This window comes from Arthrobacter sunyaminii, from assembly GCF_018866305.1.
In the GTDB taxonomy this organism is placed as follows: domain Bacteria; phylum Actinomycetota; class Actinomycetes; order Actinomycetales; family Micrococcaceae; genus Arthrobacter_B; species Arthrobacter_B sunyaminii.
The window spans coordinates 3,385,611-3,410,858 of record NZ_CP076456.1; the positions used below are offsets into that span (position 1 = coordinate 3,385,611).

Below are 25,248 nucleotides of genomic sequence, written 5' to 3' on the forward strand. Positions count from 1 at the left end.
GACCGCTTACCAGCTGGCGCCGGGATGCTCGCGGGCCAGGACCTGCATCTCGGCCAGCAGATATCCCAAATTTTCGCTGTGCTTTCCGCGGCGTCCGCCGCCCGGGGCTGCCGGGACCGCGGGAACCTCAAGCCCTGCTTCGCGCAGCACGGCGCCGACGCCGGCGTCGAACCCCTCGCGCAGCGCGGACGGAAGGACTGCCGCTCCGGTTGCGGCCAGGGAGACGGCCAGATCGTCGTCCTCGAACAGTTCGCCGACATACGGCCACGTCAGTTCCAGCGCGCGCGTGATGCGGCGCCGTGATTCCTCGGTGCCGCCGGCCAGGCGCAGGATCCACTGGGCGCTGTGGTCGCGGTGGTAGTCAACTTCCTTGACGGCCTTGGCTGAGATCGCGGCCAGAGTCGGATCAGTGGAGGACATGAGCGCCGTGTACAGCTCGTAGAGGTAGAAGGACGCCACCAGCTGGCGGGCGATGGTCCGGCCGAAGTCGCCGTTGGGCTGCTCAAACAGGTGTGCGGAGCGGAACTCACCCTCGCGGCGCCAGTAGGCCAAATCATCTTCGGTCCTGCCGCTGGCCGACCCGGCGTAGGTCAGGAAGGACCGGGCGTGTCCGAGCAGGTCCAGCCCTATGTTCCCCAGCGCCACGTCTTCTTCCAGCTCCGGGGCACGGGAGATCCACCAGCCCAGCCGCTGGGCCAGGATCAGGGAATCATCGCCCAGGCGCAGGGCGTATTCAGCGACGTCGGCGGGAGCCTTGATGCCCGCCGCGGCGATGTCCTCCGGGCGCAGGGCGTTGCCGGGGGTAATGCGGGTGGCGCTGTCCGAGCTCACAGGTGCTTCACTCCTTCGGACTTGGTGTAGTACGTGGCGTGCCGGTAGTCCTTGCCCTGCGGGGATTCAAAGAACTGCCCCTTGGAGTCGGGGTCGGAGGCAATAATGGCCGACGCCGGCACAACCCAGAGCGAGACGCCCTCGTTGCGCCGGGTATAGAGGTCGCGGGCGTTGCGGACTGCCATGTCCGCGTCCGGAGCGTGCAGCGAGCCGGCGTGGACGTGGGAGAGTCCGCGGGAGGACCGAACAAAGACCTCCCAGAGCGGCCAGGCCGAACTCAGTGCCGCGGCACCGGCCGCGGTCTCCGGCTCGGCGGAAGTCTGCGTGCCCACCGGCTTGGCGCCGTCGTCGCCCGTTGTTGAACCGGAAACCATGATCTAAGCCACCTCTGTCTTCTGTGCCGCTGCCTGCTTTGCTGCATACGCGGCTGCTGCTTCGCGCACCCAGGCGCCGTCTTCGTGTGCCTCGCGGCGGCAGGCCAGGCGCTGCGCATTGCAGGGCCCGCGTCCGGCGAGGACTTCCTTGAACTCGTTCCAGTCCAGGGGACCGTGCTCCCACTGCTGTGTGTCTTCGTTGAAACGGATGGAGTCATCCGGCAGGGTCAGGCCCAGGACCTTGACCTGCTCCACGATCATTCCCACAAAGCGGGAGCGCAGTTCATCGTTGGAGAAGCGCTTGATGTTCCAGGCCATGGACTGTTTGGAGTTGGGTGAATCATCATCCGGCGGGCCGAACATCATCAGCGAGGGGGCGTACCAGCGGTTGATGGCGTCCTGCGCCATTTCGCGCTGCGCTTCGGTGCCGTTCGCCAGTTCCAGCAGGATTTCGAAACCCTGCCGCTGATGGAAGGACTCTTCCTTGCAGACGCGCACCATCGCGCGTCCGTAGGGGCCGTAGGACGCACGGCAGAGCGGAACCTGGTTGCAGATGGCGGCGCCGTCCACCAGCCAGCCGATCGCGCCCATGTCCGCCCAGCTGAGGGTGGGGTAGTTGAAGATGCTGGAGTACCGGGCCTTGCCGGCAATCAGGTCCTCGGTCATTTTCTCGCGCGGCGTTCCCAGCGTCTCCGCAGCCGAGTACAGGTAGAGGCCGTGTCCGGCCTCGTCCTGCACCTTGGCCATGAGGATGGCCTTGCGCTTGAGGGACGGGGCACGCGTAATCCAGTTGGCCTCAGGCTGCATGCCGATGATCTCGGAGTGCGCGTGCTGCGAAATCTGGCGGACCAGCGTCTTGCGGTAGGCCTCAGGCATCCAGTCGCGTGGTTCAATCCGCGAGTCTTCAGCCAGGAGCTGCTCGAAGTATGCCTCCGGCCCGTCCGAGACACTCGGTGCTTCGGCCGGAACGGCCTGCAGTCCGGGGGAAGCGTCGGTATGCAACGACATAACTGTCACCTCACTGTGCGATAAGGAGCCGGATGCGAAAGTGCAAAAGATAATTACCGACCGTTCGGTCAGGATATATGCGTGATCCACTTCACGTCAACATTCCCCACTATTTAGACAGGCGAACTAGTTAATGAAAGTATCTAGGCGTGCAGAACATTTCCTGGCCCAGCGACTGGATGCGGGCAACGCTCAGCCTCTGCGTACTGAAGGCGCTCGACGGCGGCGCCACCTACGGCTACGCCATCGCCTCCGGCTTGGAGGAGCAAGGCTTCGGCACGGTAAAGGGCGGCACTCTGTATCCGCTGCTCACCCGGTTCGAGGCTGCAGGCTGGGTCACCGCCTCATGGCAGGCCGGGGACGGCGGTCCGGGGAGAAAGTACTTCTCCCTCACCTCTGCCGGGCGACGGGAACTGGCTGAGCAGCGCGAACTGTGGGCGCGCTTCAGCGGCACGGTTGACCGTTTTCTCGGCACTCAAGGACGCAGCACTGAGACCCCCGACAGGAGCACTCATGGAAACCCGTGACGGCCGGACCATCCCAAAACCAACCCGCGCCGGCCGAACCGACAGGGCCACCAAGCGATGGTTTGACGACTTTGTGGTCGAACTGCGGTTGCAGGACGTTCCCGGGGACGCCATCGGGGACGCGGTAGCCTCCGCCCGGGAGTTCCTGGCGGACTCCGGCGGCACTCCCGGCGAAGTGTTCGGCCCGGCACGGGCGTACGCCGCAAGCCTGGATTTGCCCCGCCACAAGGAACCCCGCTCCGGCATGGCCGCCCTGCTGGTGCCCACCTGCCTGGGACTGCTGGGGTTCTTCGCAGTGGCGGCAGCGGTGAGTTCCACGGACGGCAGCGTCCAGGTGACCCTCCCCGGCCTGCTCATCGTGCTGACCGGGCTGGCCCTTGCGGCCTGCGCGCCCCTCCTCCTGGGCTTCTTCGTTCGGGGACCGCTGTGGCGTCCCGCCGCCGCGCTATTGCTGGTTTTCACCCTTCAGGTCCTGATCGGCATACTTGCCAGGGACGTGGTGCTCTTCACCCTTCCAGCGCTGCCCACCGCACTCACCGGCGGCCTGGTTCTGCTCTCCACCTCGCTCTGGGGCCAGTTCCGCAAGGACACAGCTCCGGACCCCATTCTTGAGCCGATGATCGCCCCTCCTCCCTCCTCCTTTGGCCTGACCCTGCTGGGAGTACTCGGCAACTGGATGCTGTTCCTCGCAGCCGCCGCCATGGGGGCCTGGTTCCTGCTGCGCTGAGCTGCCTTCAGACCGGTAAGCCGCGAGCATAAACGCCACGGAGTTCTTCGCCCGCCCGGACGGTGTCGATATATTCGGGACATGACTACTTCTGCCACTCCTCCCGTTGCCCCCAAGGTTCCCACCGAACGCAGCCACCACGGAGATACCTTCGTTGACGACTACGAGTGGCTGCGGGAAAAGGAAAACCCCGACGTCGTGGCGCACCTCAAGGCAGAGAACGCCTACATGGAAGAGGTCACGGCGGATCAGGAGAAGCTGCGGCAGGAGATCTTTGACGAGATCAAGAACCGCACCGAGGAAACTGACCTGTCGGTGCCGGCCCGCAAGAAGGGCTGGTGGTACTACTCCCGGACCGAAGAGGGCAAGCAGTACGCCATCCACTGCCGCACCGCCGCGCAGGACACCGGGGACCTGGACGCGGACTGGACTCCGCCCGTCGTCGAACCCGGCGTTCCGGTTCCGGGCGAGCAGATCCTGATCGACGGCAACGCCGAAGCCGAAGGCAAGCCCTTCTTCTCGCTCGGCGGACTGGCCGTCACCGAGGACGGCAACCTGCTGGCCTATTCGCAGGACAACGCCGGCGATGAGCGCTTCACGCTGCGGATCAAGGACCTGCGCACCGGCGAACTGCTGCCGGACGAGGTCACCAATGTCTTCTACTCGCTCGCTTTCTCCCCCGACGGCACCCGGGTGTTCTACACCGTGGTGGATGATTCCTGGCGCCCCTACCAGATCAAGGCCCACACCCTCGGCACTCCGGTCCAGGACGACGTCGTTATCTACCAGGAGGACGACGTTGCCATGTGGACCGGCTTTGATCTCTCCGCGGACCGGCAGCAGCTGCTGATCGGCATCAGCAACTCCGAGTACTCCGAGTACCGGGTCCTGGACTTCGAAGATCCCGCGGGAGAGGTCCGCACGCTGATTCCGCGCAGCGAGCGCATCCTCTACGAGGCCGAGCCCGTCACCATCGCCGGCGAGCGCCACTACCTCATCACGCACAACAAGGATGCCCTGAACTCCATGCTCTCCCTCGTGGCGGAGACCGAGTTTGCACATCCGCTGGCCGAGCAGCACTGGAACACCGTGGTGGCGCACGACGACGATGTCCGCGTCAACGGGGCGGCCGTCACCAAAACACACGTCATCGTGTCGGTCCGCAAGGACACCACCGAGCGGGTGCAGGTGCTCCCCTTGGAGGGCCTGGGCACCGAAGTCCAGGGCGATCCCGTGGAGCCGGCCTTTGACGAGGAGCTCTACACAGCCAACCTCGCCAACGCGGAGTATGACTCCCCCATCATCCGGCTCAGCTACACCTCCTACCTGACTCCGCCGCGCGTCTACGACTACGTGCTGGCCACCGGCGAGCTGGAGCTGCGCAAGGAAACCCCGGTCAAGGGCGGCTACAACCCGGCCGAGTACGTGGCGGAGCGGGCCTGGGCTACTGCTGCGGACGGCACCCGGATTCCGCTGTCCGTGCTGCGCCGCGCCGAGGTTCAGCAGGACGGAACCAACCCCGCCCTGGTCTACGCCTACGGCAGCTACGAGATCAGCATGGATCCGGGTTTCAGCGTGGCCAGGCTGTCCCTGCTGGACCGCGGCGTCATCTTCGTCGTCGCGCACATCCGCGGCGGCGGCGAAATGGGACGTGCCTGGTATGACCAGGGCAAGAAGCTGAACAAGAAGAACACCTTCACCGACTTCGTCGACGCCACTGATTATCTGGCGTCTTCCGGGTGGGTGGATCCGTCACGGATTGCTGCCATGGGCGGCTCGGCCGGCGGGCTGCTGATGGGCGCCGTGGCCAACCTGGCGCCCGAGAAGTACAGGGCGATCGTGGCACAGGTTCCGTTCGTGGACGCGCTGACCACCATCCTGGATCCGGAACTGCCGCTCTCTGCACTGGAGTGGGAGGAATGGGGCAACCCGATCACCGACCCCGAGGTGTACCGGTACATGAAGGAATACTCCCCGTACGAGAACATCCGGGCCGTGGACTATCCCCGCATTGCTGCGGTGACCAGCTTCAACGACACCCGGGTGCTGTACGTGGAGCCGGCCAAATGGGTGGCGAAGCTGCGCGAGGTGACCACGGGCTCCGAGCCGATCGTCCTGAAAATCGAGATGGACGGCGGGCACGGCGGCGCCTCGGGCCGCTACGAGGCTTGGAAGGACCGGGCCTGGGACTACGCATTTGTGCTCGATGCCCTGGGAGCCACGGAACTGCTTCCCGGCACCGCAGGCAACTAGCGGCTGCCGCGGCCGGGGCCCGGGCGTTCAGTCGCCCGGCTCCGGCGCGGGCCTGTTCAGCGGCTGCCCCGGCGCCCGTTGGCCCTTTTTGCCCTGCCGCAGCAGCGTGAGCGAAATGGTCGCCACGGTCAGCAGGACCACGCCCACCACAAGCAGGTCCAGGTGGTCGCGGATAAAGGGGAACCTGTCCCCCAGCACATATCCCAGCAGCGTCAACCCCGTCCCCCACAGCAGCGCCCCCGCCGCGTCGAAGGCCAGGTAGGCGGAATAGCGCATCTTGCCCACTCCGGCCACCACTGGAGTGAAGGTCCGGACGATGCCCACGAAACGGGCCAGGGTGATGGCTTTGCCGCCGTGCCGGGCAAAGAATGCCTCGGCACGGTCCACGTTTTCGCGCCGGAAAATCCGCGATTCGGGCCGGGAAAAAACGGCGGGCCCGGCCCGCCTGCCGATCCAGTACCCGAGCTGGTCGCCCAGAAACGCCGACAGGGAAATCAGCAGTCCCAGCAGCCAGACGTTGATGTGCACCGTTCCGGTGGCCACCAGCAGGCCAGCGGTGAAAAGCAGCGTGTCACCGGGCAGGAAGAACCCCACGAGCAGGCCGGTCTCGGCGAACACAATGCCGCAGACCACCAGCACCACCCACGGCCCCAACGCCGGATCCGCCAGGAAGACCTGCGGATCCAGCCATTCAGGGAGCACCGGCTGACGCGGCCCGGCAGGCCGCTCCCGCGGCCGCGGCCGCGGCATCGAAAGCTATCACCTCCTCAACCTACGGCACGGTACGGCACTGTGTCCCTGCCCCTGGCAAATGCCGGAGCATTACACCACCTGGCTTGACAGTGACCTCGCTCACAGGATTACCTAATGAACATTCGGTAAATAAAGCGAGAGGGTCTCATGGCTGACATCGACGTTGCCGCTCATGTGCAGGAACACGGACTGGACCATCCGATCCTGGAACACGACGCCGCGGGGCGCTGGCTGGGATTCACGGTGGAGCATCTGGCCCCCGGCGAAGCGACCATCACCATGGTGCTGCGCCCCGAAATGCTCAACGGCTTCAGCATTGCCCACGGCGGAATGGTCTTCGCCTTTGCAGACACTGCCTTTGCCCTCGCCTGTAATCCCGCCGATACCAGCGTCGCGGAGATGGAACTGATCACCGTCGCGTCCGGCGCTGACATCACGTTCATTTCCTCCGCACTGCCTGGTGAGACTCTGCGGGCTGTGGCCAATCACCGGGCATCCGCCGGACGAAGCGGCGTTTACGACGTCGAGATCACCGCTTCCGGCCCCGGCGGCGGCAGCCGGGTGGTTGCGGAGTTCCGCGGCCGGTCGCGCGCGGTGCCCAACCCGGCCTTCCGCTCCCGCAGCTAGCCACCTCTTCGATGCCGCGGCTCTTTCCTTGACGATGACGTTCCAACCCAAAGGGCATTCCATGACCTCCTCCCCCGCACTGCTCAAATCCACCCCTGCAGACTTGGCGTCGCTTGATCCCGAAGAGCGGATGAGCCGCGATGAAATTGAAGCACTGCAGCTGACCCGGCTCCAGCACACGGTGAAGTACGCCTACGAGCGCGTACCGCTGTACACGCAGAAATTTGACGAGGCCGGCGTCCATCCCGAAGACCTTCGGGAGCTCGCAGATCTGGCCAAGTTCCCGTACACCACCAAGGAGGATCTGCGTCAGACCTACCCGTTCGGCATGTTCGCCGTGCCGCAGGAGCAGGTGGCAAGAATCCATGCCTCCTCCGGAACCACAGGCAGGCCCACCGTCGTCGGCTACACCGCCGGCGACCTGGACCGCTGGAGCACGCTGGTGGCGCGGTCCCTGCGTGCCTCCGGGGTTAAACCGGGCTACAAGGTCCACAACGCCTACGGCTACGGCCTGTTTACCGGCGGCCTGGGTGCTCACGCCGGTGCAGAGAAGCTCGGCTGCACGGTCATCCCCATGTCCGGCGGACAGACCGAACGCCAGATACAGCTGATCTCCGACTTCCAGCCGGACACCATCCTGTGCACGCCCACCTATCTGCTCACCATCGCCGACGCGATGCGGGCCGCGGGAATCGATCCGCGCTCCACCTCCCTGAAGAACGCCGTCCTGGGCGCAGAACCGTGGACCGAAGAAATGCGCCACGAACTGGAAGTGTCCATGGACCTGGACGCCTGCGACATCTATGGCCTGTCCGAAGTGATGGGACCGGGCGTGGCCGGGGAATGCGTGGAGTCCAAGGACGGCACGCACATTTGGGAGGACCACTTCCGCCCGGAAATCATCGACCCCTTCGATGACACCAGGGTGCTGGACGACGGCGAACCCGGTGAACTGGTCTTCACTTCCCTCACCAAGGAAGCCCTGCCGATCATCCGCTACCGGACCCATGACCTCACCCGGCTGCTGCCCGGCACCGCACGCCCGGGCATGCGCCGCATGGGCCGAATCACCGGACGCAGCGATGACATGATCATCCTGCGCGGCGTGAACCTGTTCCCCAGCCAGATCGAGGAGATTGCCCTGCGCATCCCCGCGCTGAGCCCGCACTTCCAACTGGAGATTACCCGGCCGGACCGCATGGATGAACTCACGGTCAAGATTGAACGGCGCGAAGACTCGACCTCGGACGAGTGCCTGAACGCCGCCATGGAGCTGCGGACGCAGATCAAGATCCACGTGGGGTCCTCCTGCACCGTCCAGGTGGCGGAGCCCGGAACCCTGGCCCGCTCCAGCGGCAAGCTCCGCCGAATCTATGATCTGCGCGCCAAAGAGGCGGGCCTGGTCCAGGGCTGAGCAGTGCCCGCCCGGGACCGGCCCGCCCGGCCGAACGTTCGTGAGAAAATGGACCCCATGCCTTCAACGCCATCAGCCGCATCCGGCGCTGCCACCGCCGCCAACCGCCGCGGCCGTCCCGGATACGATCAGCAGTCCGTCCTCGCCATTGCCGTGGACGTCTTTAACAAACACGGCTACGAGGCAACCTCGATGGGGATCCTGGCGGAAAACCTGGGCATCACCAAGTCAGCGATCTACCACCATGTGCCCTCCAAGGGGGACCTGCTGCGCCTGGCACTGGAAAACGCACTCGGCGGGCTGGAGGCAGTACTGGACGACGCCCGGGCCTCCACCGGTCCTGCGGATGAGCAGCTGGAGTTCGTGCTGCGCGGCACTATCAAGGTCCTCACCGAGCGCCTGCCGTTCGTAACGCTGCTGCTGCGCCTGCGCGGCAACACCGAAATTGAGCGCGACGCCCTGTCCCGGCGCCGCGAATTCGACCACCGGGTGGCCAAGCTGGTGGACGCAGCACGGAGCGAGGGAACTCTGCGCAGCGACATCGATCCGCGCACCACCACGCGCCTGCTTTTCGGCACGATCAACTCGATTGTGGAGTGGTACAAGCCCGGCGGCCCCATTTCCCCGGACCAGTTGGCCGATGACGTCATCTCGATCATGTTTGACGGGCTGCACGCGCGGTCCTGACGGGAGTGCGGTGCACACCCGCGTCATTCCGGCTCAGCCAGCTCCAGAAGCCTCGCCCGCGAAGTCCGGAGTTCCGACGCGGTGAGGTAGGGAGTCCCGATGGACCCTGCGAGGCCCTCGGCGGCGTAGCGGATGGTCAGGGAGGTAGCCGGATCCAGCCCGTCGGCGTCGAATGCTTCCCGCCACCTCTGTGCATCCGCACGGAGGAACCCCTGAATGGCCGGTTCCGTGCTGCCGATGATCAGCAGCAGGGATGTGGGGGCAAATACCTGGCGCACCGCGGGATTATCCGCGTCGGTCAGCGCCCGGACATAGCCCCGCAGCAGCTTCCCGGGCCGGTTCTCGCTCAGATCAACGCGGGCGTGCACGGCATCCCAGAGCTTTTGGGACACATCCGCCAGAATTGCTTCCTCCAGCGCGTTCCGGCTGGCAAAGTGATGGGTCAGCGCCCCCTTGGATACTCCTGCTGCCGCTGCTATATCCGCCAGGCTGACACCCCCGCCATGGGTAAACAACGTCTGGGACGCCGCCTCAACGATCGATTTCCGGGTCCTTTCCTTGTCCCGCGTGGCAGCTGTCTCAGTGGATGGCATGAGTGTCTTCTTTCGTGGTGTCCGACGGAATCAGCCGAGCGGCGAGGACTGCGGCCATAACCAGGAGCGCGGCAGCAATAAATGAGGCTACCTGCATGCCGTACGTAAAAGCATGCTGCGCCATCGCAAGCAGGGCTTCGTTGCTGTCCCCCAAACGACCGGCCGCGCTGGCGAGGGAGTCCTGCATTGCTGCCGCAGTTTCCGGCGAGGTGCCCTCCGGAATCTCAAGCCGGGCCCGGTACAGGGCCGTCTGCAGCGAACCGAGAACGGCGATGCCCAGAGCGATACCCAGTTCATAGGCGGTCTCGGAGATCGAGGCTGCGGCCCCGGCGCGTTCGGGCGGCGCGGCCGCCACCACAGCATCGGTGGAGAGTGTCATAGCCAGCCCTGTTCCCAGGCCAATAACTGCCAGCGAAAGACCGATGCCAAGGTAGTGGGGCAGGCCCTCCGTCACACCGAGCGCCGCCAGCCCCAGGGCTCCAACAAACAGTCCGGCGGCGATGGCACGTCCGCGCCCCAGCTTCGAGAGCGCCAGGCCAACGACGGCGACGACGGCGAGGGAGGCGATGGTCGCCGGCATCTCGGCCATGCCGGCCCAGAAAGGCGAGTATCCGCGCACCAGCTGCAGATACTGGGAGAAGAAGAACAACACGCCCAGAAACGCGAAGATGGACAGCGTGTTGGCGGCGACCGCACCGCTGAATGCCGGGATCCGGAACAGGCTGATGTCCACCATCGGGGTCTTCAGACCGCGCTGCCGGCGAACGAACAACCAGGCGGAGCCCAGGCCGATCAGTGCACCCGCGAGAACCGGCCAGCCCAGTCCGGATCCGACGGCCTGCTTGATCGCGTAAACCAGTGGAACAATCGCCAGCACCGACAGCAGCGCGGACAGAAGATCAATCTTTCCGGCATTTGGATTCCGTGACTCGGGCAGAAGCCAGAGACCGAGCACCAGGATCAGCACAATCACCGGAACGTTGATGAGGAAAACCGAGCCCCACCAGAAAAACTCCAGCAGGGCGCCGCCCACCAGCGGGCCGATGGCGCCGCCGGCCATGGCACCCGCTGACCAGATGGCTATCGCCCGCGTGCGCTGGATCGGATCGTGGAACAGATTGCGGATGATGGAAAGCGTTGACGGCATTACTGTGGCGCCGGCGATGCCCAGCAGGGCACGGCTGGCAATCAGCACCTCGGCGGAAGGAGCGAAGGCAGCAATCACGGAGGCAACACCAAAGGCCAGGCTGCCGATGATGAGCAACCGTTTGCGCCCGATGCGGTCGGCAAGGTTGCCCATCGTCACCAGCAGCCCGGCGAGTACGAACGAATAGATGTCCCCAATCCAGAGGATCTGCGTCGCCGTGGGGGCCAAATCCGCCGTCAGAGCGGGGACCGCCATGTACAGAACGGTCCCGTCAATGGCGAGGAGCGTGACGGCAAGGATAGGGACAATGAGGGCGATCCATTCCCTGCGGCCGGCCTGCGGAGGAACGTGGGGTATCGAGGTCATGCCCCAAGGCTAACAATCCAAACGGTTCGTTACCAAGTACGTTTGGTTTGTTAGTGCACGCCGCAGACGGGACACGGACGCCCCAGTACCGCCGCTCCGGCGGATCAGTCGGTGCTGCGGTTCTTCTCCACCAGGGTCAGGACATCGTAGGTGGCCACGACGTCGTCGTTCTGGTTGGTCAGCAGCGCATCCCAGGCAACCTCGCCGTATTCGTCGGTTTCCCGCGGCGTGATCTTCTTGGCGGTGAGGGTGACCCGGATGGAATCGCCGGCGGCCACGGGCGTGATGAACCGGAGGTTTTCCAAACCGTAGTTGGCCAGCACCGGCCCAGGCGCAGGCTCCACGAACAACCCGGCCGCCCAGGACAACAGCAGGTAGCCGTGTGCCACAATGCCCGGGAAGAAGGGGTTGGCCTCGGCGGCTGCCTGATTGGTGTGGGCGTAGAACGTGTCCCCGGTACTGTTGGCGAATGCCGTGATGTCTTCCAGCGTCACTTCGCGGAGGTCGGAGCGGACGGCGTCGCCGATCTTCAGTTCGGACAGGTCCTTCCGGAACGGATGGGTGCCGTCGAAGTTCCGGTCCGCACCCGTGTGCCAGACGCCGGTGAGGGCGGTGAGCATGTTCGGGGACCCCTGGACGGCAGTGCGCTGCATATGGTGCAGCACCGAGCGCATGCCACCCAGTTCTTCGCCGCCGCCCGCGCGGCCGGGTCCGCCGTGGACCAGGTGCGGCACGGGTGAGCCGTGGCCCGTGGAGCTCCGGGCATCCTCACGGTTGAGCAGCAGCACCCGGCCGTGATGTCCAGCGATGCCCAGGGTCAGCTCGCGGGCGGTGTCCGGGTCATTGGTGCACACTGTGGCCACCAGTGATCCGCTGCCGCGGGCGGCCAGGCGCACGGCGTCAGCGACGTCGTCGTAACCGATCACGGAGGCCACCGGACCAAACGCTTCCACGGAGTGCAGTGCCTCAGCTTCGGCGTCTGCCCAGGTCAGCAGGATGGGAGCCAGGAACGCTCCGTCCTCGGCGACACCGCGGCTTCCGTCGCCGCGAAGGACCTCCGGCGCGTCCAGTGATCCGTAGGCCAATGCAGCTCCGGCATCGAGCAGGGTCTGGACGGAGGAGCACACTCCCTCAAGCTGTTCGGTGGACGCCAGGGCACCCATGGTGACGCCTTCGGCGCGGGGATCGCCCAGCACCACGCGCTGGTCAATGCGCCGGCCGGCGGCGGCAACGACGTCGTCCACCAGCTCAGCGGGCACAATGGCGCGGCGGATGCTGGTGCATTTCTGGCCGGCCTTGACGGTGATTTCAGTGACCAGGGACTTCACGAAGGCATCGAACTCCGGGGTGCCGGGGACGGCGTCGGGTCCGAGGATGGCGGCGTTGAGCGAATCCGTCTCACAGGTGAAGCGGACCCCGCCCTCGGCGACGTTCGGATGGGCCTTCAGCAGCTTGGCCGTGGAGGCGGAGCCGGTGAAGGACACGTAGTCGCGGTAGTCCAGGTGGTCGAGCAGGTCCCGGGCTGAACCGGAGATCAGCTGCAGGGATCCGGGCGGCAGGATGCCGGAATCGATGATCATCTTCACGGTGTCTGCGGTGAGATAGCCGGTGGGCGTGGCCGGCTTGACGATGCTGGGCAGGCCCGCGATGAAGGCCGGGGCGAGCTTTTCCAGCATGCCCCAGACCGGGAAGTTGAAGGCGTTGATCTGCACGGCGACTCCCGGCAGCGAGGTGTAGATGTGCTCGCCGATGAAGGAGCCGTCCCGGGACAGAGACTCCGCTGCCCCGTCCACCAGCACCGTGGAGTTGGGCAGTTCACGCCGGCCCTTGGATCCGAAGGTGAACAGCACCCCGATGCCGCCGTCGATATCCACCAGGGAGTCGGTGCGGGTGGCGCCGCTGCGGGCGGACACCTCATAGAGTTCATCCCGGTGGGCGTTGAGGTAGGTGGCCAGCTCCTTGAGCTTGAGGGCACGCTGGTGGAAGGTCAGCTGCTGCAGGCCCTTCCGGCCAACCGTGCGGGCGTGCTCGACGGCGGCAGCCAGGTCCAGCCCCGCCGTACTGACCAGGGCCAGTGTTTCCCCTGTGCTGGCATCGCGGACTTCCGCCGGGCCTGCGGCCGTGAGCTCCGAGCGGTCCGGTGTCCACCAGGAATCCCGAACGTAGCTGGGCACTACCCGGACGTCTATGGCTGTGGAGGTCATCGTTGACTGGCCCTTTCGAAAGCATTGATGGGGACCTGAGGTACGGTCCCGTCCGTGCAAAGGTCCAGCGGCAGGCCGGCAGGCCACCGCGGGATAACTGACCGGACGTTCAGTAATAGGATTTAGCCTACAGCAGGATGTGGCGCAGCACACCCTGCCGGGTCGGGGCACCGGAAATCTACCCGTTCTGTGCGCCGGAACCCTGCCCACGGTGTTCTGCGGAGATTGTGCAGGACTACGTTGGAGCGCACATCCGCATCCCCTGAGGAGCATCATGTACGAGTTTCATTCCCCGACTACGGTTTTGCCTCCGCTCTCCGCTTCCTCCGGGTCACCGGGGAAATCCAAACCGGCCGGCCGGTTCCGACGCACCGGCCTGGTTGGCGCCCTGCTGCTGGGGCTGACCGGAGCCCTTGCCGGCGCCGTGACCGCGGCGCCGGCTTCGGCTGCGGAAACAGTGTCCGGCTCCGGCACCGATGCCCGGGCAGACGGCAGCCACCGGGGCGGATATGGAAAGGGGCACGGGAGCGGTCACGGGAACGGACACGGGAACGGTCACGGCAAAGGCCACGGCGGCGGCCACCACGGCCGGGACAAAACGGTTGACTATGTAGCGTTTGGGGACTCCTACGCTTCAGGATTCGGCGGCGGGCCGCTGCTGGATGCCTGCCGCCGCACGGCCCAGGGCTATCCGACCCTGCTGGACGCCCTGCCGCGCGTGGAGCTGGACAGCGATCAGTCCTGCGCCGGCGCCACGGCACTGACCACCGATCCGGCCCCGCCCGCAGGCCCCGTGGACCTGCCGGAGCAGATCTCCACCGCCGTCTCCGCCAACCTGCTGAACCGGCAGACCGATCTGGTCACCGTCACCATTAGCGGCAATGACGTGCAGTTCGGCTCAGTGGTGGCTGCCTGCGCCGGACCCGTGCTGCCGGAAACCTGCGCCCCCGCAGTGGCGGCGGCACAGGCGTACGCGGAGACCGCCGTCGTTGCCCAGCTGCAGGCCAGCTTTGCGCAGATCCGCCGGGCGGCACCGCGGGCGGAACTGGTGGTGGCCGGTTATCCGCACCTGTTCGAGGCCGCCGCACCGGGAATCCTCAGCGTAGAGGCACAGAACCTGTTCAACGCCGGAACAGACGCGCTCAACGCCGTCGTCGCCGGGCAGGTGGGCGACGGCACCTTCGTGGACGTGACCGAAGCCTTCGCCGGCCACGGCATCGGTTCACCGGACCCCTGGATCCTTGCGGACGGCCCCTTTGCCCTGCATCCCACGGCCACCGGATACAGCGAGGGCTACTTCGCCGCCATTACCGCCGCTGTGGACGTGGAGCGCCTGGCCCTGGGAGGCAAGGGGCACTGCCGCGGACGCTGACTGAGAGGCAGGCTCAAACTACGTCCCGGCCGGTGCGGTCAGCACTTCCGCCAGGTCAAACTTCACCGGCTCCTCCAACTGGCTGTAGGTGCACGAGTCCGGGGAGCGGTCCGGCCGCCAGCGCAGAAACTGGGCGGTGTGCCGGAACCGCTCCCCCTCCATGTGGTCATACTTGACCTCCACCACGCGCTCGGGCCGCAGGGGTACAAAGGACAGGTCCTTGCCGCCGCTCCAGCGGCTGCCCTCGGAGTTGCGGGGCGTGCGCGTTCCGGTGTCCTGTTTGTCGGCGGTCCACGGGTGGTCTGCGGAATCCGACACCAGCGGCTGCAGTTCAGCGAACAGTTCACGCCGGCGGGCCATGCTGAACGCGCCGGCCACCCCCACGTTGGTGAGTTCGCCGTCGGCGTTGTAGAGGCCCAGCAAAAGCGAGCCGACGGCGTCCGGCCCGGATTTGTGCACCCGGTAGCCGGCCAGCACGCAGTCCGCGGTCCGCTCGTGCTTGTACTTCGCCATGGTGCGCTTGCCCGGCTGGTAGGGATCCGTCAGGGGTTTGGCCACGATGCCGTCCAGGCCGGCACCCTCGAACTCGCTGAACCAGCGCTGCGCGGTGCCTGGATCGGTGGTGCGACTGGTCAGATAAACGGGTGCGGCGGCGTGGGCAAGCGCGGCTTCCAGTGCGCTCCGGCGCTCCGCGTACGGCCGGTCCATGAAACCGGTGTCGTCCAGCGCCAGCAGGTCAAAGGCAACAAAGGCTGCCGGTGTTTTTTCGGCCAGCAGTTTCACCCGGCTGGCCGCCGGATGGATGCGCTGCTGCAGGACTTCAAAGTCCAGCCGCTTCCCTGATTCGCTGATCAGGATAATTTCGCCGTCCACCACGCAGCGCTGCGGAAGGTTGGCCTTGAGCGCGTCCACCAGTTCCGGAAAGTACCGGGTCATCGGCTTTTCGTTGCGGCTGCCGATTTCCAACTCATCACCGTCCCGGAAAATGATGGAGCGGAAACCGTCCCACTTGGGCTCATAGGAGTAGTCCCCCTCGGGCAGCGCAGTCACGGCTTTGGCCAGCATGGGGGCTACGGGCGGCATTACCGGAAGTTTCATGGGCCCCATTCTTACCCGGTTTTCAGCCGAGGGGAATGGAAACGCCCAGCCCCGCGGCAAACGCGGTCAGCAGGTCCCGGCCCTGCTGCCAGTTCCCGATGCCGCTTTCATCATTGATGTGGGTCAGTGCTCCGGCGTCGATCACGGGGACACCCCAGGCCTGGGCCAGCAGCCGTGCTCCGGGGAGGGTGCAGTAGGGATCGTTTTCGCTGGCAACCAGCAGTCCGGGCACCGGAAGCGGCTCCAACCGCGGGTCCCGGAAAGATCCGGCAGTGTCCGGGAAGGCCGGCTCGGCCGGATCCGGCGGCGCCACCAGCAGCACACCCCGGGCGCCTTTCGGATTGCGCAGCAGCCACTCGGCGGAGGCCAGGCAGCCCAGGCTGTGGGCCACGAGGATGGTGTCACCGCCGCGGGAGCCGGCGGCGTCGTCGAGCGCGTCCATCCAGTTCTCCAGGTTCGGGTCATCCCACGACGACGGCGAAATCCGGGACACGTCCGGGGCACCGTCCTGCCACCGGCTTTGCCAGTGCTCATCATTGGAGCCGCCGATCCCGGGGACCATGGTCAGGTGCATGCTGTTCGCCTCTCATCCTGTGGTGCCGGGAGCCGGCAGCCGGGAATATCTGCTCGGAAACCGGTGCTGTCAATGAACATGAAGAAGATCGGTTTCCTGTCCTTTGGACATTACCGCGACGTGCAGGGTTCCTTTGTCCGCACCGCCAGGGACGCCCTGCTGCAGACCGTCGAAACGGCGGTGGCAGCCGAGGAAGCGGGTATTGACGGAGCCTTCCTTCGGGTCCACCACTTCGCCCCGCAGTTCGCTGCGCCGTTCCCTCTGCTGTCCGCCATGGCCGCACGGACTCACCGGCTTGAACTGGGCACGGCGGTGATCGATATGCGCTACGAAAATCCGCTGTACATGGCCGAAGAAGCGGCGGCCGCGGATCTGATCAGCGGCGGCAGGCTTCAGCTGGGCCTGAGCCGGGGTTCACCCGAGCCCGCGCTGCGCGGATATGAGGCATTTGGCTACGTTCCCACCGGGGACAGCACCGATGCGGATGAGGCCCGCAAGCACACGCTGGTGTTCCGGGCTGCGATTGCCGGTGCAGGTTTGGCGAACGCGGATCCGATGATGACCGGCAGTTCCGACGCACTGGCCATCGATCCGCAGTCCCCCGGCCTCGCAGAACGGATCTGGTGGGGTTCCGGAACCCGGGCGACGGCCAAGTGGACCGGCGAACAGGGCATGAACCTGATGAGCTCCACCCTGCTGACGGAGGATACAGGAGTTCCCTTCGACGAGCTCCAGGCCGAGCAGATTGCGGTGTTCCGCAAGGCCTGGGCCGATGCGGGACATGAGGGGACTCCGCGGGTATCCGTCAGCCGCAGCGTCATTCCGCTGGTGACCGACACCGACCGCCGGTATTTCGGGCTGCGCGCCCAGGCCGAGGGACGCGACCAGGTGGGGCGGCTCGACGGCGGCCTGGCCCGGTTCGGCAAGAGCTACATTGGCGAACCTGATGTCATTGCCGCCCAGCTTGCCGCGGACGCCGCGGTTCAGGCTGCGGACACGCTTCTGGTGACGGTGCCCAACCAGCTGGGCGTGGACTACAACGTGCAGCTGCTGGAGAACATCGTGAAGCATGTCGCGCCGGCGGCCGGCTGGCGCTGATGCCTCCCGCACCCGGCGGTTCCCGGCTGTCACCGGCATGCGCTATGGTGGTGTCAGCTTCACGAGAGGTGGCCAACGCCCGGAGGAATCCGGGTCCGTAAAAGCTCCGACTGGCCTCACACCAACCCCATGTTCGGCGGGTGGTTCGGATGACGAAGCGGCCTGACGCCGCCCGGCGCAGGCAAGGACAACCTGTAAAGGAACACGCTGTGAGCACTTCCAGTGACACCCGCTGCGCCAGCTTCCGGCCCGGCCATAACATCCATCAGATCCATGCCAAGAAGCTTGTTGGCTTCGATGACTGGGTGGATGCCCAGGCCTACGTGGACCTGGACCTGGGCATCGTCCAGGTGGTCGTGGACGGCAGGCAGCAGCTGATGTGGTTCCATGACCTGCCGACGCTGGCCCTGGCCCTCGCCGGTTCCGGCGGAGCGGCCCAGTGGTGCGCCCGATACTCCTCGCTCCTGGTCCCCGGCGGTTTCGACGGCCCGGCCCGGCGCTCTTTTTTCTACTTGGCGACGCCGGAAAAGCTCAGGCCGTGTAGCGGCTTCAGTTCAGCATCCGGCGCCGAAGCCGCTTCAGCACAGCAGGGCTGAGCCCGGCGTCGCGCAGGTACTGTTCCGCGTCCAGCCCGTCCAGGGCGCGGAACAGTTCACGCCGTCCGTCGGCCACCCGGGCGGCTTCCTGATCGGGAGTCAGCGGCTTTTCCCGCGGATGCACCTGCGTGGCGTGGAAGGCATTAATACCGCGGACCGCCTGCTCATAATCATCGGCAATGGCCTCCGGTGATGCCCCGGCCAGCTGGAGCAGCAGCATGGCAATGAGCCCGGTGCGGTCCCGGCCGGCGGAGCAGTGGATCACCACCGCGCCGTCGTCGGCGTCTGCGAGGGCCTGAACGACGGCGGCGATCTTCTCCGGCCAGCGGCGCAGGTTCTCCCGATACCACTTGGGTGAATCCATGTACGGGCCGCAGAGCGCGGTGAAGTCGGGATCGTTCGCTTCCTGGGTGGGCCGGGTCAGGAAGGTGATGCCGGCGGCGGCGTCGGCGCCCACCTCCGGGTCGGTGTCCCGGCGGCCCTGCTCGACGTCGTTGCGGAGGTCGACGACGGTGCGGACGCCTGCTTCGCGGGCCTGCGCCCAGCCGCGCTCAGTGAGCCATTCGGACCGGCCCATCCGGAAGATCCGGCCGGGTGCCACGGAGCCGCCGCCGGCAACCGGGATGCCGCCCAGGTCACGGGCATTCGCCGCGCCTTCCCACTCCACATCCCGGTTGCCCATCACGCCACTCTAGGACCAGTCGAAGAAGCCCTTGCCGGACTTCCGGCCGAGCTCGCCGCGCGCCACCTTGTCACGAAGGATCTGCGGCGGTTCAAACCGCGGACCAAGGGTTTCGGCAAGATACTCGGCAATGCCCAGGCGCACGTCCAGACCCACAATGTCGGTGGTCCGCAGCGGTCCCGTGGGGTGCTTGTAGCCCAGGACCATGGCGGCATCGATATCCTCTGCCGTGGCCACGCCCTCCTCCACCATGCGCATGGCTTCCAGGGCGATGGCCACTCCCAGGCGGGAGCTGGCAAAGCCCGGGGCATCGTTCACGACGACGGGCGTCTTGCCGAGGTCCTGGGCCCAGGCGGCGGCGGCTTCAGCCAGCTCCTCGGAGGTCTGCTTTCCCAGCACCACCTCGATCAGGGTGGAGGCGGGCACCGGGTTGAAAAAGTGCAGCCCGCAAAACCGCTCCGGGCGCTGCAGCTTTTCCGCCAGGCCGGAGACGGACAGTGAAGACGTGTTGGACGCCAGCCAGGCCTCGGATCCCAGCTGCTCCTCGACCGCAACCAGGGCTGCTGCCTTCAGTCCGAAATCCTCCGGCACTGCTTCCACCACCAACCCGGCACCGGAGAACGCCGCATAGTTCGTGGAAACGGACAAACGCGCGGTCAGGTCCGCCAGGCCCGCGGAAACGGTGCCGCGCTCGACGCTCTTGGCCAGTGCGCCGGCGACGCGGTCATAAGCGGCGGAGGCGGCGTCGTCGTCGCGCTCCACCACCACCACCGTTGCTCCGGCCGTGCAGAAGGCGTGGGCAATGCCCGCCCCCATGCGCCCGCCGCCGAGCACTCCTACCGTGGAGGGAACTGCCATTACTTTTTCTTCCTCTCAAGGAATGCTGACATGCGGTCAAACTTGGCCTGCGATTCAAACAGAATCCCCTGCGCCAAATTGTCGATGGCGGGGTGGGCGTCCGCCGGCGCGGCAAACACCGTTTTGGTGAGCCGGACGGCCAGCGGGTCCTGGCGGGCAATCCGGTCCGCCAGGGCGTGCGCGGCGGCCAGCAGGTCTTCCGGTTCGGCGAGCTCGGTGACCAGGTGCGCGGCCAGCGCTTCCTCGGCGTTCAGCACCCGTCCGGCCAGCAGGATCTCCTTGGCCAGCGGTTCGCCCACCAGTTCCTTCAGCCGCCAGCTGGCGCCGGCGGCTGCCAGGATCCCCAGCGAGGTTTCCGGATTGCCGATCTTGACGCGGGGTGTTCCAATCCGGAAGTCCGCAGCGAAGGCCAGCTCCGCGCCGCCGCCCAGGGCGTAGCCGTCCAATGCCGCAATGACGGGCATCGGCAGTTTGGCGATCCGGGCAAACACGGTGGAGTTGATGCCTCGCAGGGCGTCGTCGCGGCGGCGTTCGCGCAGCTGGGCAATGTCCGCGCCGGAGGCAAACACCCCGTTGCTTCCAGCAAGGATGAGGGTCCGGGGGTTCTCCTCCAAGTCCGCGCAGAGCAGGTGCAGCTCTTCGACCATGGCGGCGTCGATGGCGTTGCGGACCTCGGGCCGATTGAGGACGGCGGTGACGCGCCCGTTCCCCTCGGTGACCTGCAGGGTGGTGAAGGAGCTGTAGTCGGCACCCATTTAGACGGCCTCGATCAGCATGGCCGTACCCTGGCCAACGCCGACGCACATGGTGGCAATGCCGTGGGAGGCACCCTCGCGTTCCATTCGGTTCAGCAGCGTGATGGCAATCCGGGAGCCGGAGGAACCCAGCGGGTGCCCCAGGGCGATGGCGCCGCCGTCGTTGTTGACGATGTCTTCGTTCACGCCGAGCCGGCGGATGCAGGCCAGGGACTGGGTGGCGAAGGCTTCGTTGAGTTCAAAGGCGCCGACGTCGGCAAGTTTCACGCCGCTGCGGGCGAGCACTTTCTGCGTGGCCGGGACGGGGCCGATGCCCATGATTTCCGGCGGCACTCCGGCGGACGCGCCGTCGACAATCCGGGCCCGGGCGGTGAGCCCGTACTCGCGGATGGCACGCTCGGAGGCGACGATGATCGCGGACGCGCCGTCGTTCAGCGTGCTGGAGTTGCCGGCGGTGACAATGCCGCCGGGCCGGACCACGGGACGCAGCTTGGCGAGCACCTCGGCGGTGGTGCCCTCGCGCGGGCCCTCGTCGGTATCCACCACGGTGTCGCCCTTGCGGCCGCGGATGGTGACCGGAACAATTTCGTCCTTGAAGTGTCCGGCGGCAATGGCTGCCAGCGCGTTCTCGTGCGATCGGACGGCAAACGCGTCGGCATCCTCGCGGGAGATGCCGTCCACGGCAGCCAGTTCCTCGGCGGTTTCCGGCATGGAGTACGTCATCTTGCCGTCACGGGAGAGTTCTCCGGAGGTAAAGCGTTCGTTCACGAAGCGCCAGCCGATGGAGGTATCGAAGGTTTCACCGGGCTTGGCGAAGGCCTTGGTGGGCTTTTCGGTGACCCAGGGCGCGCGGCTCATGGATTCGGTGCCGCCGGCAATGACAATGTCCGCGGCTCCCGCCTTGATCATGTGCGAGGCCATGATGATGGCGGACAGTCCGGAGGCGCAGAGCCGGTTCACGGTGATGCCGGGAACGTCGCCGGGAAACCCGGCCAGCAGGGCGGCGAGGCGGGCAACGTTGCGGTTCTCTTCACCGGCACCGTTGGCGTTGCCGAGGATGACTTCGTCGACGACGGCGGGGTCCAGTCCCTCGCGCGCCACCAGTTCCTGCAGCGTCAGTGCCGCCAGGTCATCGGGCCGGACACTGGACAGCGCGCCGCCGTACCTGCCCACCGGAGTCCGCACTCCGCCCACGAGAAACGCTTCAGTCATTGTTGCTCCCACCGTGTGTGTGCCGCCGGCCGACGCTGGCCGGACAGCATTTACTGACCATTCGTTCTGTAAAGAATTGCACGACGGCGGAACGCGGTCAATGTGACCGGCCTCGGGTGACAGACGGCTCTGCGGACAGAAAATGTCCGAAGGAACGCCCGCAGCCGGCGGTTCACGGGGCTAGGCTTCGGGCATGAGCTTCAACATTCAAATATGCGTGGACTGCGAAAACGCCCATGAGCAGGCTGATTGGTGGGCGGAAACGCTGGGCTGGGTCGTTGAACCCCTGGACCAGGCCCTGATTGATTCCCTGCTGGATCAGGGGACCATTTCCCCGGACATGCTGGTTGACCATAAAGGGCAGCGGCGGTGGCGCGACGGTGCGGCGATCTGCCGGGAAAGCGAGGTCGGCTCCCCGGAACGCCTGCGCATCCTTTTCCAGCCCGTGCCCGAGCCCAAGACGGCAAAGGACCGCATCCATCTGGATATCCATATCAACGGGGCGGACAAGGACGTGAAGCGGGCGGAACTTGAGGCACGCGGAGCCACCTTCCTGTATTCGGAACAGCAGGGGCCATCATCCTGGTACACCATGGCCGATCCCGAAGGAAACGAATTCTGCATCGCCTAGGCCAACGGGCTGGAGCGGGGAGGGTCCGGCGTGCGGCGCTTCCAGGGTTATTGCAGCAGTTCCGCCGGCACAGCGTAGGTCAGCACAACGGCCAGCAGGTTCTTGGCGGCGTGCACGGCGTAGGACAGGATGAAGTTGTTTCCCGCCCAGACGTAGATGCCCACCAGCACCGCCCCCATGGCCAGGTACGGCATCAGGACCGGCAGCGTCAGCGCTTCCTTGCCGGCCAGGTGGATGCCCGCGAAGAGCAGCACGGAGATTATGCAGCAGGCCCAGATGTTCAGGTGCCTGCTGAGCTTGCCGATGAGCAGGTGGCGGAAGATGTACTCCTCCACAAACGGAGCGATCAGCACCAGCAGCGGAATGATCAGCAGCGGCGGCAGGGAAACCACCAGGCCCTGGACAGCTTCCTGGTTGACCGCTGTTTCGGGTGGTCCGGTGAAGGCCACCGCGACGGCGGTGAGCAGCAGCATGACAAACACGCCGCCCGGAATGATCGCCAGTGTCAGCCAGGGCCGGGTGGCCAGGATCCGGGTTTCCCGCACCGCGTAGCGCCAGGAAGCCCAGGCGGCCAGTGCGCCGGCCGAAAGGTAGAACGCCAGGTTCACCACGTAGCCGGCCAGCAGCGGATTGGGAATCAGCGTGGTCAGTCCGGGGATGCCGAGCCCCGGGGCGTAACTGAAGATCAGCAGGAACAGCACGTAAAACCCTGCGGCAATTCCGTCCCGCACGCTGAAGGCGTAGGACAGGAAGTCCGGCCGGCGAAGCTCAGCCACGTTAGACGGTCAGCTCAGCCATGACGCGGGGCATGGCGTCCAGCAGCTCCCCGGCCAGGAAGCTGAGGGGTCCCTGGGCGGCGGCCAGCCGGTCGCCGGCGGTGGAGTGCAGGTAGGTTCCCCAGCAGGCGGCCTGTTCTGGGCTGGCTTTTCGGGCCAGGAACCCGGCGATGGCGCCGGCCAGAACGTCTCCGCTGCCGGACGTGCCCAGGCCGGAGTTGCCCGCAGGAACTTCCCAGCGCCGGCCATCCGGTGCCGTAATGAAGCCCTGGGCGGCCACTACCGCCTGATATTTGGCAGCAATGTCCAGGGCTGCCTGTTCCACGTCGAGATCCGTCCCGGGGTCAAGATCCAGCAGCCGGGCGGCTTCCTTCTTGTTCGGCGTCAGCACCAGACGCCCGGCCCATCCCTCATACACCTCCGGCAGACCGGGCAGAACACCCAGGGCGTAGGCATCAAGGACCACCGACGCGTCTTCCTTCATCAGCGGGGCAATGCTCCGGAGCAGCTCTGCGGTGGAATCGGCGTCGTCCAGACCGGGGCCAACCACCACCACGTCGGACGTTTCCAGATCGGCCCCTATGGCCTTACCCGCCCGGGACCCGGAAATCACGCCGTCGTCTTCGGGCAGCGGAGCGCACCCCGATTCAGGCACTGCCACGGCAACGGCCACGGCCACTGAATCGGTCACGGCGAGGGTCAGCCGCCCGGCGCCCACACGCAGGGCGGCACGGCCGGTCAGCATGGCAGCACCCGGTGAACGCCGTGCACCACCAACCACCAGCACGTTGCCGCGGTCGGATTTGTCAGCGGCCTCACGGTTGACCTGCCAGCCCTTCAGCAGGGCGGGAGTTACGGCAGTTACGGGTTCAGCGGGGGTGGACATGGTTGTCATCTCCTGCATGCTCGGTCACCGGGGCGCCGCCGGATTCCAGATGGTCAACGGCATTGAAACTCTCCAGCACCCAGCGGCCCTTTCCTTCCGGGCGCATCAGGCGGGTTATGGAAGCGTTACGGACGCTTGTACTGGAAGCAATATCGAGAAGTTCGGCCTCACTGAGCTGCTCGCAGATGTAGCGGATCAGCATAATCACGGCATCATGGCAGACGACGGCGACGCGCTTTCCGTCGTTTTCGTCGTCGATGTCGCGGAGGACCGAACGCAGGCGCAGTGCCACGTCGGCCCAGGATTCCCCGCCCGGGGGCCGGTAGGAGAACTTGCCCAGCCAGTTTCGCCGCTGTGCTTCATCCGGGAAACGGGCGTCCACTCCTGCTGAAGTCAGCAGGTCCAGGATGCCCAGTTCCCGGTCGCGCAGCCGTTCGTCCAGGCGCATGTCCTGCAGACCGGTCAGCTCCGCTGTCTGCCGGGCCCGCAGGTACGGCGAACACCAAACAGCCTCGGGACGTTCATGCTCCGGCAGCCCGGCGAGCCAGCGGCCCAGTGCTTCACCCTGCTGAACACCGGCGTCACTCAGCGGAACGTCGGCGTCCCGCAGCCCAATGTCGATGACTTCGGCCCCGGAGCGGTGTGCCGCAGTGGCTGCTACGTTTCCCGCGCTCTCGCCGTGCCGGATCAGGACCAGTTCGATTGCACCCATCCTCCGACTCTACCCCCGCCCCAAAACCGATTCGAGATGAATTCACGGGAAAAACCTGCGGATTCATTATTCATAGCCCTTGATTCGGGTACACCAAATGTGATTAGGCTCGGCAATGGAAAATACGCTTTGGAACGATCCAACGGACATTTCCCAGACTTCTGCAGGGAATCGGGCACGGCGGGCCTTGCTGGCATGCTCAGCGGTAATTGTCCTTGCATCCTGCTCCGCGGGTCCCGCGGACAGCACCGACGCCGGGGGCACCAACAGCCCTGCCCCCGCTGTCCCTTCAACTTCTTCCTCCCCCACGCCCGTTCCCTCATCTGCAGCTGCACCTGAGCCCTTACATGAACCTCTGTCACCGGATTCCCGGTCGTACCCGGCGGAAGAACTCGTCCTCTCCGAAAAGGGAACAGGCAGCGGAAGCTACGTTCTTGAGGGTGGTCTGAGAGAGGGGGAATCCCTCACCATTGCGGTCACGTGCACC

The 25,248-nt window shown here is 66.0% G+C and carries 26 protein-coding genes and 1 riboswitch; of the genes, 10 read left to right on the forward strand and 16 right to left on the reverse strand.

What is annotated here, in order from left to right; genetic code table 11:
* Positions 1 to 6: 6 nt before the first annotated feature.
* From paaC to paaA, 3 genes are read right to left on the reverse strand one after another with little or no spacing between them, the layout of a single operon-like run.
* A complete protein-coding gene (gene paaC, locus KG104_RS15330) occupies positions 7 to 831 on the reverse strand; it encodes a 1,2-phenylacetyl-CoA epoxidase subunit PaaC (protein ID WP_237688608.1) in 825 nt (274 codons plus the stop codon).
* Positions 828 to 1,205 carry a 1,2-phenylacetyl-CoA epoxidase subunit PaaB gene (gene paaB, locus KG104_RS15335; protein ID WP_237685638.1) on the reverse strand — a complete coding sequence of 126 codons (378 nt, stop codon included), beginning with the start codon at positions 1,203 to 1,205 and terminating at the stop codon, positions 828 to 830. The genes paaC and paaB overlap by 4 nt, the downstream gene beginning before the upstream one ends.
* 3 nt (positions 1,206 to 1,208) lie before the next feature.
* Positions 1,209 to 2,213 (reverse strand): 1,2-phenylacetyl-CoA epoxidase subunit PaaA, encoded by a 1,005-nt coding sequence (paaA, locus tag KG104_RS15340; RefSeq protein ID WP_207347787.1) that lies wholly within the window; start codon positions 2,211 to 2,213, stop codon positions 1,209 to 1,211.
* Between the two features lie 149 nt (positions 2,214 to 2,362).
* Here paaA and KG104_RS15345 point away from each other — a divergent pair, with 149 nt between their 5' ends.
* The 3 genes from KG104_RS15345 to KG104_RS15355 all read left to right on the forward strand — a co-directional run bounded on the left by KG104_RS15345 (position 2,363) and on the right by KG104_RS15355 (position 5,720).
* Positions 2,363 to 2,740, forward strand: coding sequence for a PadR family transcriptional regulator (locus KG104_RS15345; protein ID WP_372434163.1), 378 nt, complete (start codon positions 2,363 to 2,365; stop codon positions 2,738 to 2,740).
* Positions 2,727 to 3,467, forward strand: coding sequence for a hypothetical protein (locus KG104_RS15350; protein WP_207347786.1), 741 nt, complete (start codon positions 2,727 to 2,729; stop codon positions 3,465 to 3,467). Before KG104_RS15345 ends, KG104_RS15350 begins: the two co-directional genes overlap by 14 nt.
* 81 nt (positions 3,468 to 3,548) lie before the next feature.
* Entirely contained in the window at positions 3,549 to 5,720 is a 2,172-nt protein-coding gene (locus tag KG104_RS15355) for a S9 family peptidase (protein ID WP_207347785.1), read from the forward strand.
* Between the two features lie 27 nt (positions 5,721 to 5,747).
* Here the strand turns inward: KG104_RS15355 and KG104_RS15360 are convergent, their stop codons facing one another.
* Positions 5,748 to 6,422, reverse strand: a complete 675-nt coding sequence (locus KG104_RS15360) for a DedA family protein (protein ID WP_237688609.1) — start codon at positions 6,420 to 6,422, stop codon at positions 5,748 to 5,750.
* Positions 6,423 to 6,620: 198 nt separating this feature from the next.
* Between KG104_RS15360 and KG104_RS15365 the strand changes: the two genes are divergently transcribed.
* From KG104_RS15365 to KG104_RS15375, 3 genes are all read left to right on the forward strand, one after another.
* Positions 6,621 to 7,100 carry a hotdog fold thioesterase gene (locus KG104_RS15365; protein WP_104053029.1) on the forward strand — a complete coding sequence of 160 codons (480 nt, stop codon included), beginning with the start codon at positions 6,621 to 6,623 and terminating at the stop codon, positions 7,098 to 7,100.
* A gap of 61 nt (positions 7,101 to 7,161) precedes the next feature.
* Entirely contained in the window at positions 7,162 to 8,514 is a 1,353-nt protein-coding gene (paaK, locus tag KG104_RS15370) for a phenylacetate--CoA ligase PaaK (protein ID WP_104160316.1), read from the forward strand.
* A 57-nt stretch (positions 8,515 to 8,571) separates the two neighbouring features.
* The gene (locus tag KG104_RS15375; RefSeq protein ID WP_104053031.1) at positions 8,572 to 9,201 is read left to right on the forward strand and encodes a TetR/AcrR family transcriptional regulator; all 630 of its coding nucleotides are present in this window, start codon (positions 8,572 to 8,574) and stop codon (positions 9,199 to 9,201) included.
* Between the two features lie 23 nt (positions 9,202 to 9,224).
* On the opposite strand, the gene KG104_RS15380 is transcribed toward KG104_RS15375, so the two are convergent.
* The 3 genes from KG104_RS15380 to paaZ form a co-directional block, all read right to left on the reverse strand.
* Positions 9,225 to 9,794, reverse strand: a complete 570-nt coding sequence (locus tag KG104_RS15380) for a TetR/AcrR family transcriptional regulator (RefSeq protein ID WP_104160315.1) — start codon at positions 9,792 to 9,794, stop codon at positions 9,225 to 9,227.
* Positions 9,781 to 11,307: an MFS transporter gene (locus tag KG104_RS15385; protein WP_207347783.1), complete on the reverse strand. Its 1,527-nt coding sequence runs from the start codon at positions 11,305 to 11,307 to the stop codon at positions 9,781 to 9,783. The genes KG104_RS15380 and KG104_RS15385 overlap by 14 nt, the downstream gene beginning before the upstream one ends.
* A gap of 104 nt (positions 11,308 to 11,411) precedes the next feature.
* Complete coding sequence (gene paaZ, locus KG104_RS15390) at positions 11,412 to 13,511, reverse strand: phenylacetic acid degradation bifunctional protein PaaZ (protein ID WP_207347782.1); 2,100 nt, start codon at positions 13,509 to 13,511, stop codon at positions 11,412 to 11,414.
* Between the two features lie 274 nt (positions 13,512 to 13,785).
* Here paaZ and KG104_RS15395 point away from each other — a divergent pair, with 274 nt between their 5' ends.
* A complete protein-coding gene (locus tag KG104_RS15395; protein WP_207347781.1) occupies positions 13,786 to 14,883 on the forward strand; it encodes an SGNH/GDSL hydrolase family protein in 1,098 nt (365 codons plus the stop codon).
* 18 nt (positions 14,884 to 14,901) lie between these two features.
* Here the strand turns inward: KG104_RS15395 and KG104_RS15400 are convergent, their stop codons facing one another.
* The gene (locus KG104_RS15400) at positions 14,902 to 15,981 is read right to left on the reverse strand and encodes an ATP-dependent DNA ligase (RefSeq protein ID WP_207347780.1); all 1,080 of its coding nucleotides are present in this window, start codon (positions 15,979 to 15,981) and stop codon (positions 14,902 to 14,904) included.
* Positions 15,982 to 16,003: 22 nt separating this feature from the next.
* A complete protein-coding gene (locus KG104_RS15405; protein WP_207347779.1) occupies positions 16,004 to 16,555 on the reverse strand; it encodes an RBBP9/YdeN family alpha/beta hydrolase in 552 nt (183 codons plus the stop codon).
* A 72-nt stretch (positions 16,556 to 16,627) separates the two neighbouring features.
* Between KG104_RS15405 and KG104_RS15410 the strand changes: the two genes are divergently transcribed.
* Both KG104_RS15410 and KG104_RS15415 read left to right on the forward strand, forming a co-directional pair.
* Entirely contained in the window at positions 16,628 to 17,653 is a 1,026-nt protein-coding gene (locus KG104_RS15410) for an LLM class flavin-dependent oxidoreductase (protein WP_104053038.1), read from the forward strand.
* Between the two features lie 57 nt (positions 17,654 to 17,710).
* A riboswitch (SAM riboswitch) is annotated at positions 17,711 to 17,847 on the forward strand.
* A gap of 15 nt (positions 17,848 to 17,862) precedes the next feature.
* On the forward strand, positions 17,863 to 18,249 hold the full coding sequence (locus KG104_RS15415) for a hypothetical protein (RefSeq protein WP_207347778.1): 387 nt from the start codon (positions 17,863 to 17,865) through the stop codon (positions 18,247 to 18,249).
* Here the strand turns inward: KG104_RS15415 and KG104_RS15420 are convergent.
* Genes KG104_RS15420 through KG104_RS15435 form a run of 4 tightly spaced genes read right to left on the reverse strand, consistent with a single transcriptional unit; the run spans position 18,203 to position 21,756 of the window.
* Positions 18,203 to 18,931 (reverse strand): tyrosine-protein phosphatase, encoded by a 729-nt coding sequence (locus KG104_RS15420; protein WP_207347777.1) that lies wholly within the window; start codon positions 18,929 to 18,931, stop codon positions 18,203 to 18,205. The two genes, KG104_RS15415 and KG104_RS15420, sit on opposite strands and share 47 nt — an antisense overlap.
* 9 nt (positions 18,932 to 18,940) lie before the next feature.
* Entirely contained in the window at positions 18,941 to 19,789 is an 849-nt protein-coding gene (locus tag KG104_RS15425; protein WP_207347776.1) for a 3-hydroxyacyl-CoA dehydrogenase family protein, read from the reverse strand.
* The gene (locus tag KG104_RS15430; protein ID WP_104160307.1) at positions 19,789 to 20,544 is read right to left on the reverse strand and encodes an enoyl-CoA hydratase/isomerase family protein; all 756 of its coding nucleotides are present in this window, start codon (positions 20,542 to 20,544) and stop codon (positions 19,789 to 19,791) included. Before KG104_RS15430 ends, KG104_RS15425 begins: the two co-directional genes overlap by 1 nt.
* Positions 20,545 to 21,756, reverse strand: coding sequence for a thiolase family protein (locus tag KG104_RS15435; protein ID WP_207347775.1), 1,212 nt, complete (start codon positions 21,754 to 21,756; stop codon positions 20,545 to 20,547). It lies immediately after the preceding gene.
* A gap of 193 nt (positions 21,757 to 21,949) precedes the next feature.
* Between KG104_RS15435 and KG104_RS15440 the strand changes: the two genes are divergently transcribed.
* Positions 21,950 to 22,387: a VOC family protein gene (locus tag KG104_RS15440; RefSeq protein ID WP_207347774.1), complete on the forward strand. Its 438-nt coding sequence runs from the start codon at positions 21,950 to 21,952 to the stop codon at positions 22,385 to 22,387.
* Between the two features lie 47 nt (positions 22,388 to 22,434).
* Here KG104_RS15440 and KG104_RS15445 read toward each other — a convergent pair whose 3' ends face one another.
* Genes KG104_RS15445 through KG104_RS15455 form a run of 3 tightly spaced genes read right to left on the reverse strand, consistent with a single transcriptional unit; the run spans position 22,435 to position 24,761 of the window.
* Complete coding sequence (locus KG104_RS15445; RefSeq protein WP_207347773.1) at positions 22,435 to 23,163, reverse strand: CPBP family intramembrane glutamic endopeptidase; 729 nt, start codon at positions 23,161 to 23,163, stop codon at positions 22,435 to 22,437.
* A gap of 1 nt (position 23,164) precedes the next feature.
* Positions 23,165 to 24,049 carry an NAD(P)H-hydrate dehydratase gene (locus tag KG104_RS15450; protein ID WP_207347772.1) on the reverse strand — a complete coding sequence of 295 codons (885 nt, stop codon included), beginning with the start codon at positions 24,047 to 24,049 and terminating at the stop codon, positions 23,165 to 23,167.
* The gene (locus KG104_RS15455; RefSeq protein ID WP_104160303.1) at positions 24,033 to 24,761 is read right to left on the reverse strand and encodes a histidine phosphatase family protein; all 729 of its coding nucleotides are present in this window, start codon (positions 24,759 to 24,761) and stop codon (positions 24,033 to 24,035) included. The genes KG104_RS15450 and KG104_RS15455 overlap by 17 nt, the downstream gene beginning before the upstream one ends.
* Positions 24,762 to 25,248 lie beyond the last annotated feature (487 nt).

What these genes read in the sequence shown, in the direction of transcription:
- paaK (WP_104160316.1), top strand. Translation starts at nt 7,162, where the DNA reads ATGACCTCCTCCCCCGCACTGCTCAAATCCACCCCTGCAGACTTGGCG.
- KG104_RS15385 (WP_207347783.1), bottom strand. Translation starts at nt 11,307, where the DNA reads ATGACCTCGATACCCCACGTTCCTCCGCAGGCCGGCCGCAGGGAATGG.
- KG104_RS15400 (WP_207347780.1), bottom strand. Translation starts at nt 15,981, where the DNA reads ATGAAACTTCCGGTAATGCCGCCCGTAGCCCCCATGCTGGCCAAAGCC.
- KG104_RS15420 (WP_207347777.1), bottom strand. Translation starts at nt 18,931, where the DNA reads ATGGGCAACCGGGATGTGGAGTGGGAAGGCGCGGCGAATGCCCGTGAC.
- KG104_RS15455 (WP_104160303.1), bottom strand. Translation starts at nt 24,761, where the DNA reads ATGGGTGCAATCGAACTGGTCCTGATCCGGCACGGCGAGAGCGCGGGA.
- KG104_RS15440 (WP_207347774.1), top strand. Translation starts at nt 21,950, where the DNA reads ATGAGCTTCAACATTCAAATATGCGTGGACTGCGAAAACGCCCATGAG.
- KG104_RS15405 (WP_207347779.1), bottom strand. Translation starts at nt 16,555, where the DNA reads ATGCACCTGACCATGGTCCCCGGGATCGGCGGCTCCAATGATGAGCAC.
- KG104_RS15375 (WP_104053031.1), top strand. Translation starts at nt 8,572, where the DNA reads ATGCCTTCAACGCCATCAGCCGCATCCGGCGCTGCCACCGCCGCCAAC.
- KG104_RS15380 (WP_104160315.1), bottom strand. Translation starts at nt 9,794, where the DNA reads ATGCCATCCACTGAGACAGCTGCCACGCGGGACAAGGAAAGGACCCGG.
- KG104_RS15395 (WP_207347781.1), top strand. Translation starts at nt 13,786, where the DNA reads ATGTACGAGTTTCATTCCCCGACTACGGTTTTGCCTCCGCTCTCCGCT.
- KG104_RS15425 (WP_207347776.1), bottom strand. Translation starts at nt 19,789, where the DNA reads ATGGCAGTTCCCTCCACGGTAGGAGTGCTCGGCGGCGGGCGCATGGGG.
- KG104_RS15430 (WP_104160307.1), bottom strand. Translation starts at nt 20,544, where the DNA reads ATGGGTGCCGACTACAGCTCCTTCACCACCCTGCAGGTCACCGAGGGG.
- KG104_RS15355 (WP_207347785.1), top strand. Translation starts at nt 3,549, where the DNA reads ATGACTACTTCTGCCACTCCTCCCGTTGCCCCCAAGGTTCCCACCGAA.
- KG104_RS15410 (WP_104053038.1), top strand. Translation starts at nt 16,628, where the DNA reads ATGAACATGAAGAAGATCGGTTTCCTGTCCTTTGGACATTACCGCGAC.
- paaZ (WP_207347782.1), bottom strand. Translation starts at nt 13,511, where the DNA reads ATGACCTCCACAGCCATAGACGTCCGGGTAGTGCCCAGCTACGTTCGG.
- KG104_RS15365 (WP_104053029.1), top strand. Translation starts at nt 6,621, where the DNA reads ATGGCTGACATCGACGTTGCCGCTCATGTGCAGGAACACGGACTGGAC.
- KG104_RS15350 (WP_207347786.1), top strand. Translation starts at nt 2,727, where the DNA reads ATGGAAACCCGTGACGGCCGGACCATCCCAAAACCAACCCGCGCCGGC.
- paaB (WP_237685638.1), bottom strand. Translation starts at nt 1,205, where the DNA reads ATGGTTTCCGGTTCAACAACGGGCGACGACGGCGCCAAGCCGGTGGGC.
- KG104_RS15435 (WP_207347775.1), bottom strand. Translation starts at nt 21,756, where the DNA reads ATGACTGAAGCGTTTCTCGTGGGCGGAGTGCGGACTCCGGTGGGCAGG.
- paaA (WP_207347787.1), bottom strand. Translation starts at nt 2,213, where the DNA reads ATGTCGTTGCATACCGACGCTTCCCCCGGACTGCAGGCCGTTCCGGCC.
- KG104_RS15450 (WP_207347772.1), bottom strand. Translation starts at nt 24,049, where the DNA reads ATGTCCACCCCCGCTGAACCCGTAACTGCCGTAACTCCCGCCCTGCTG.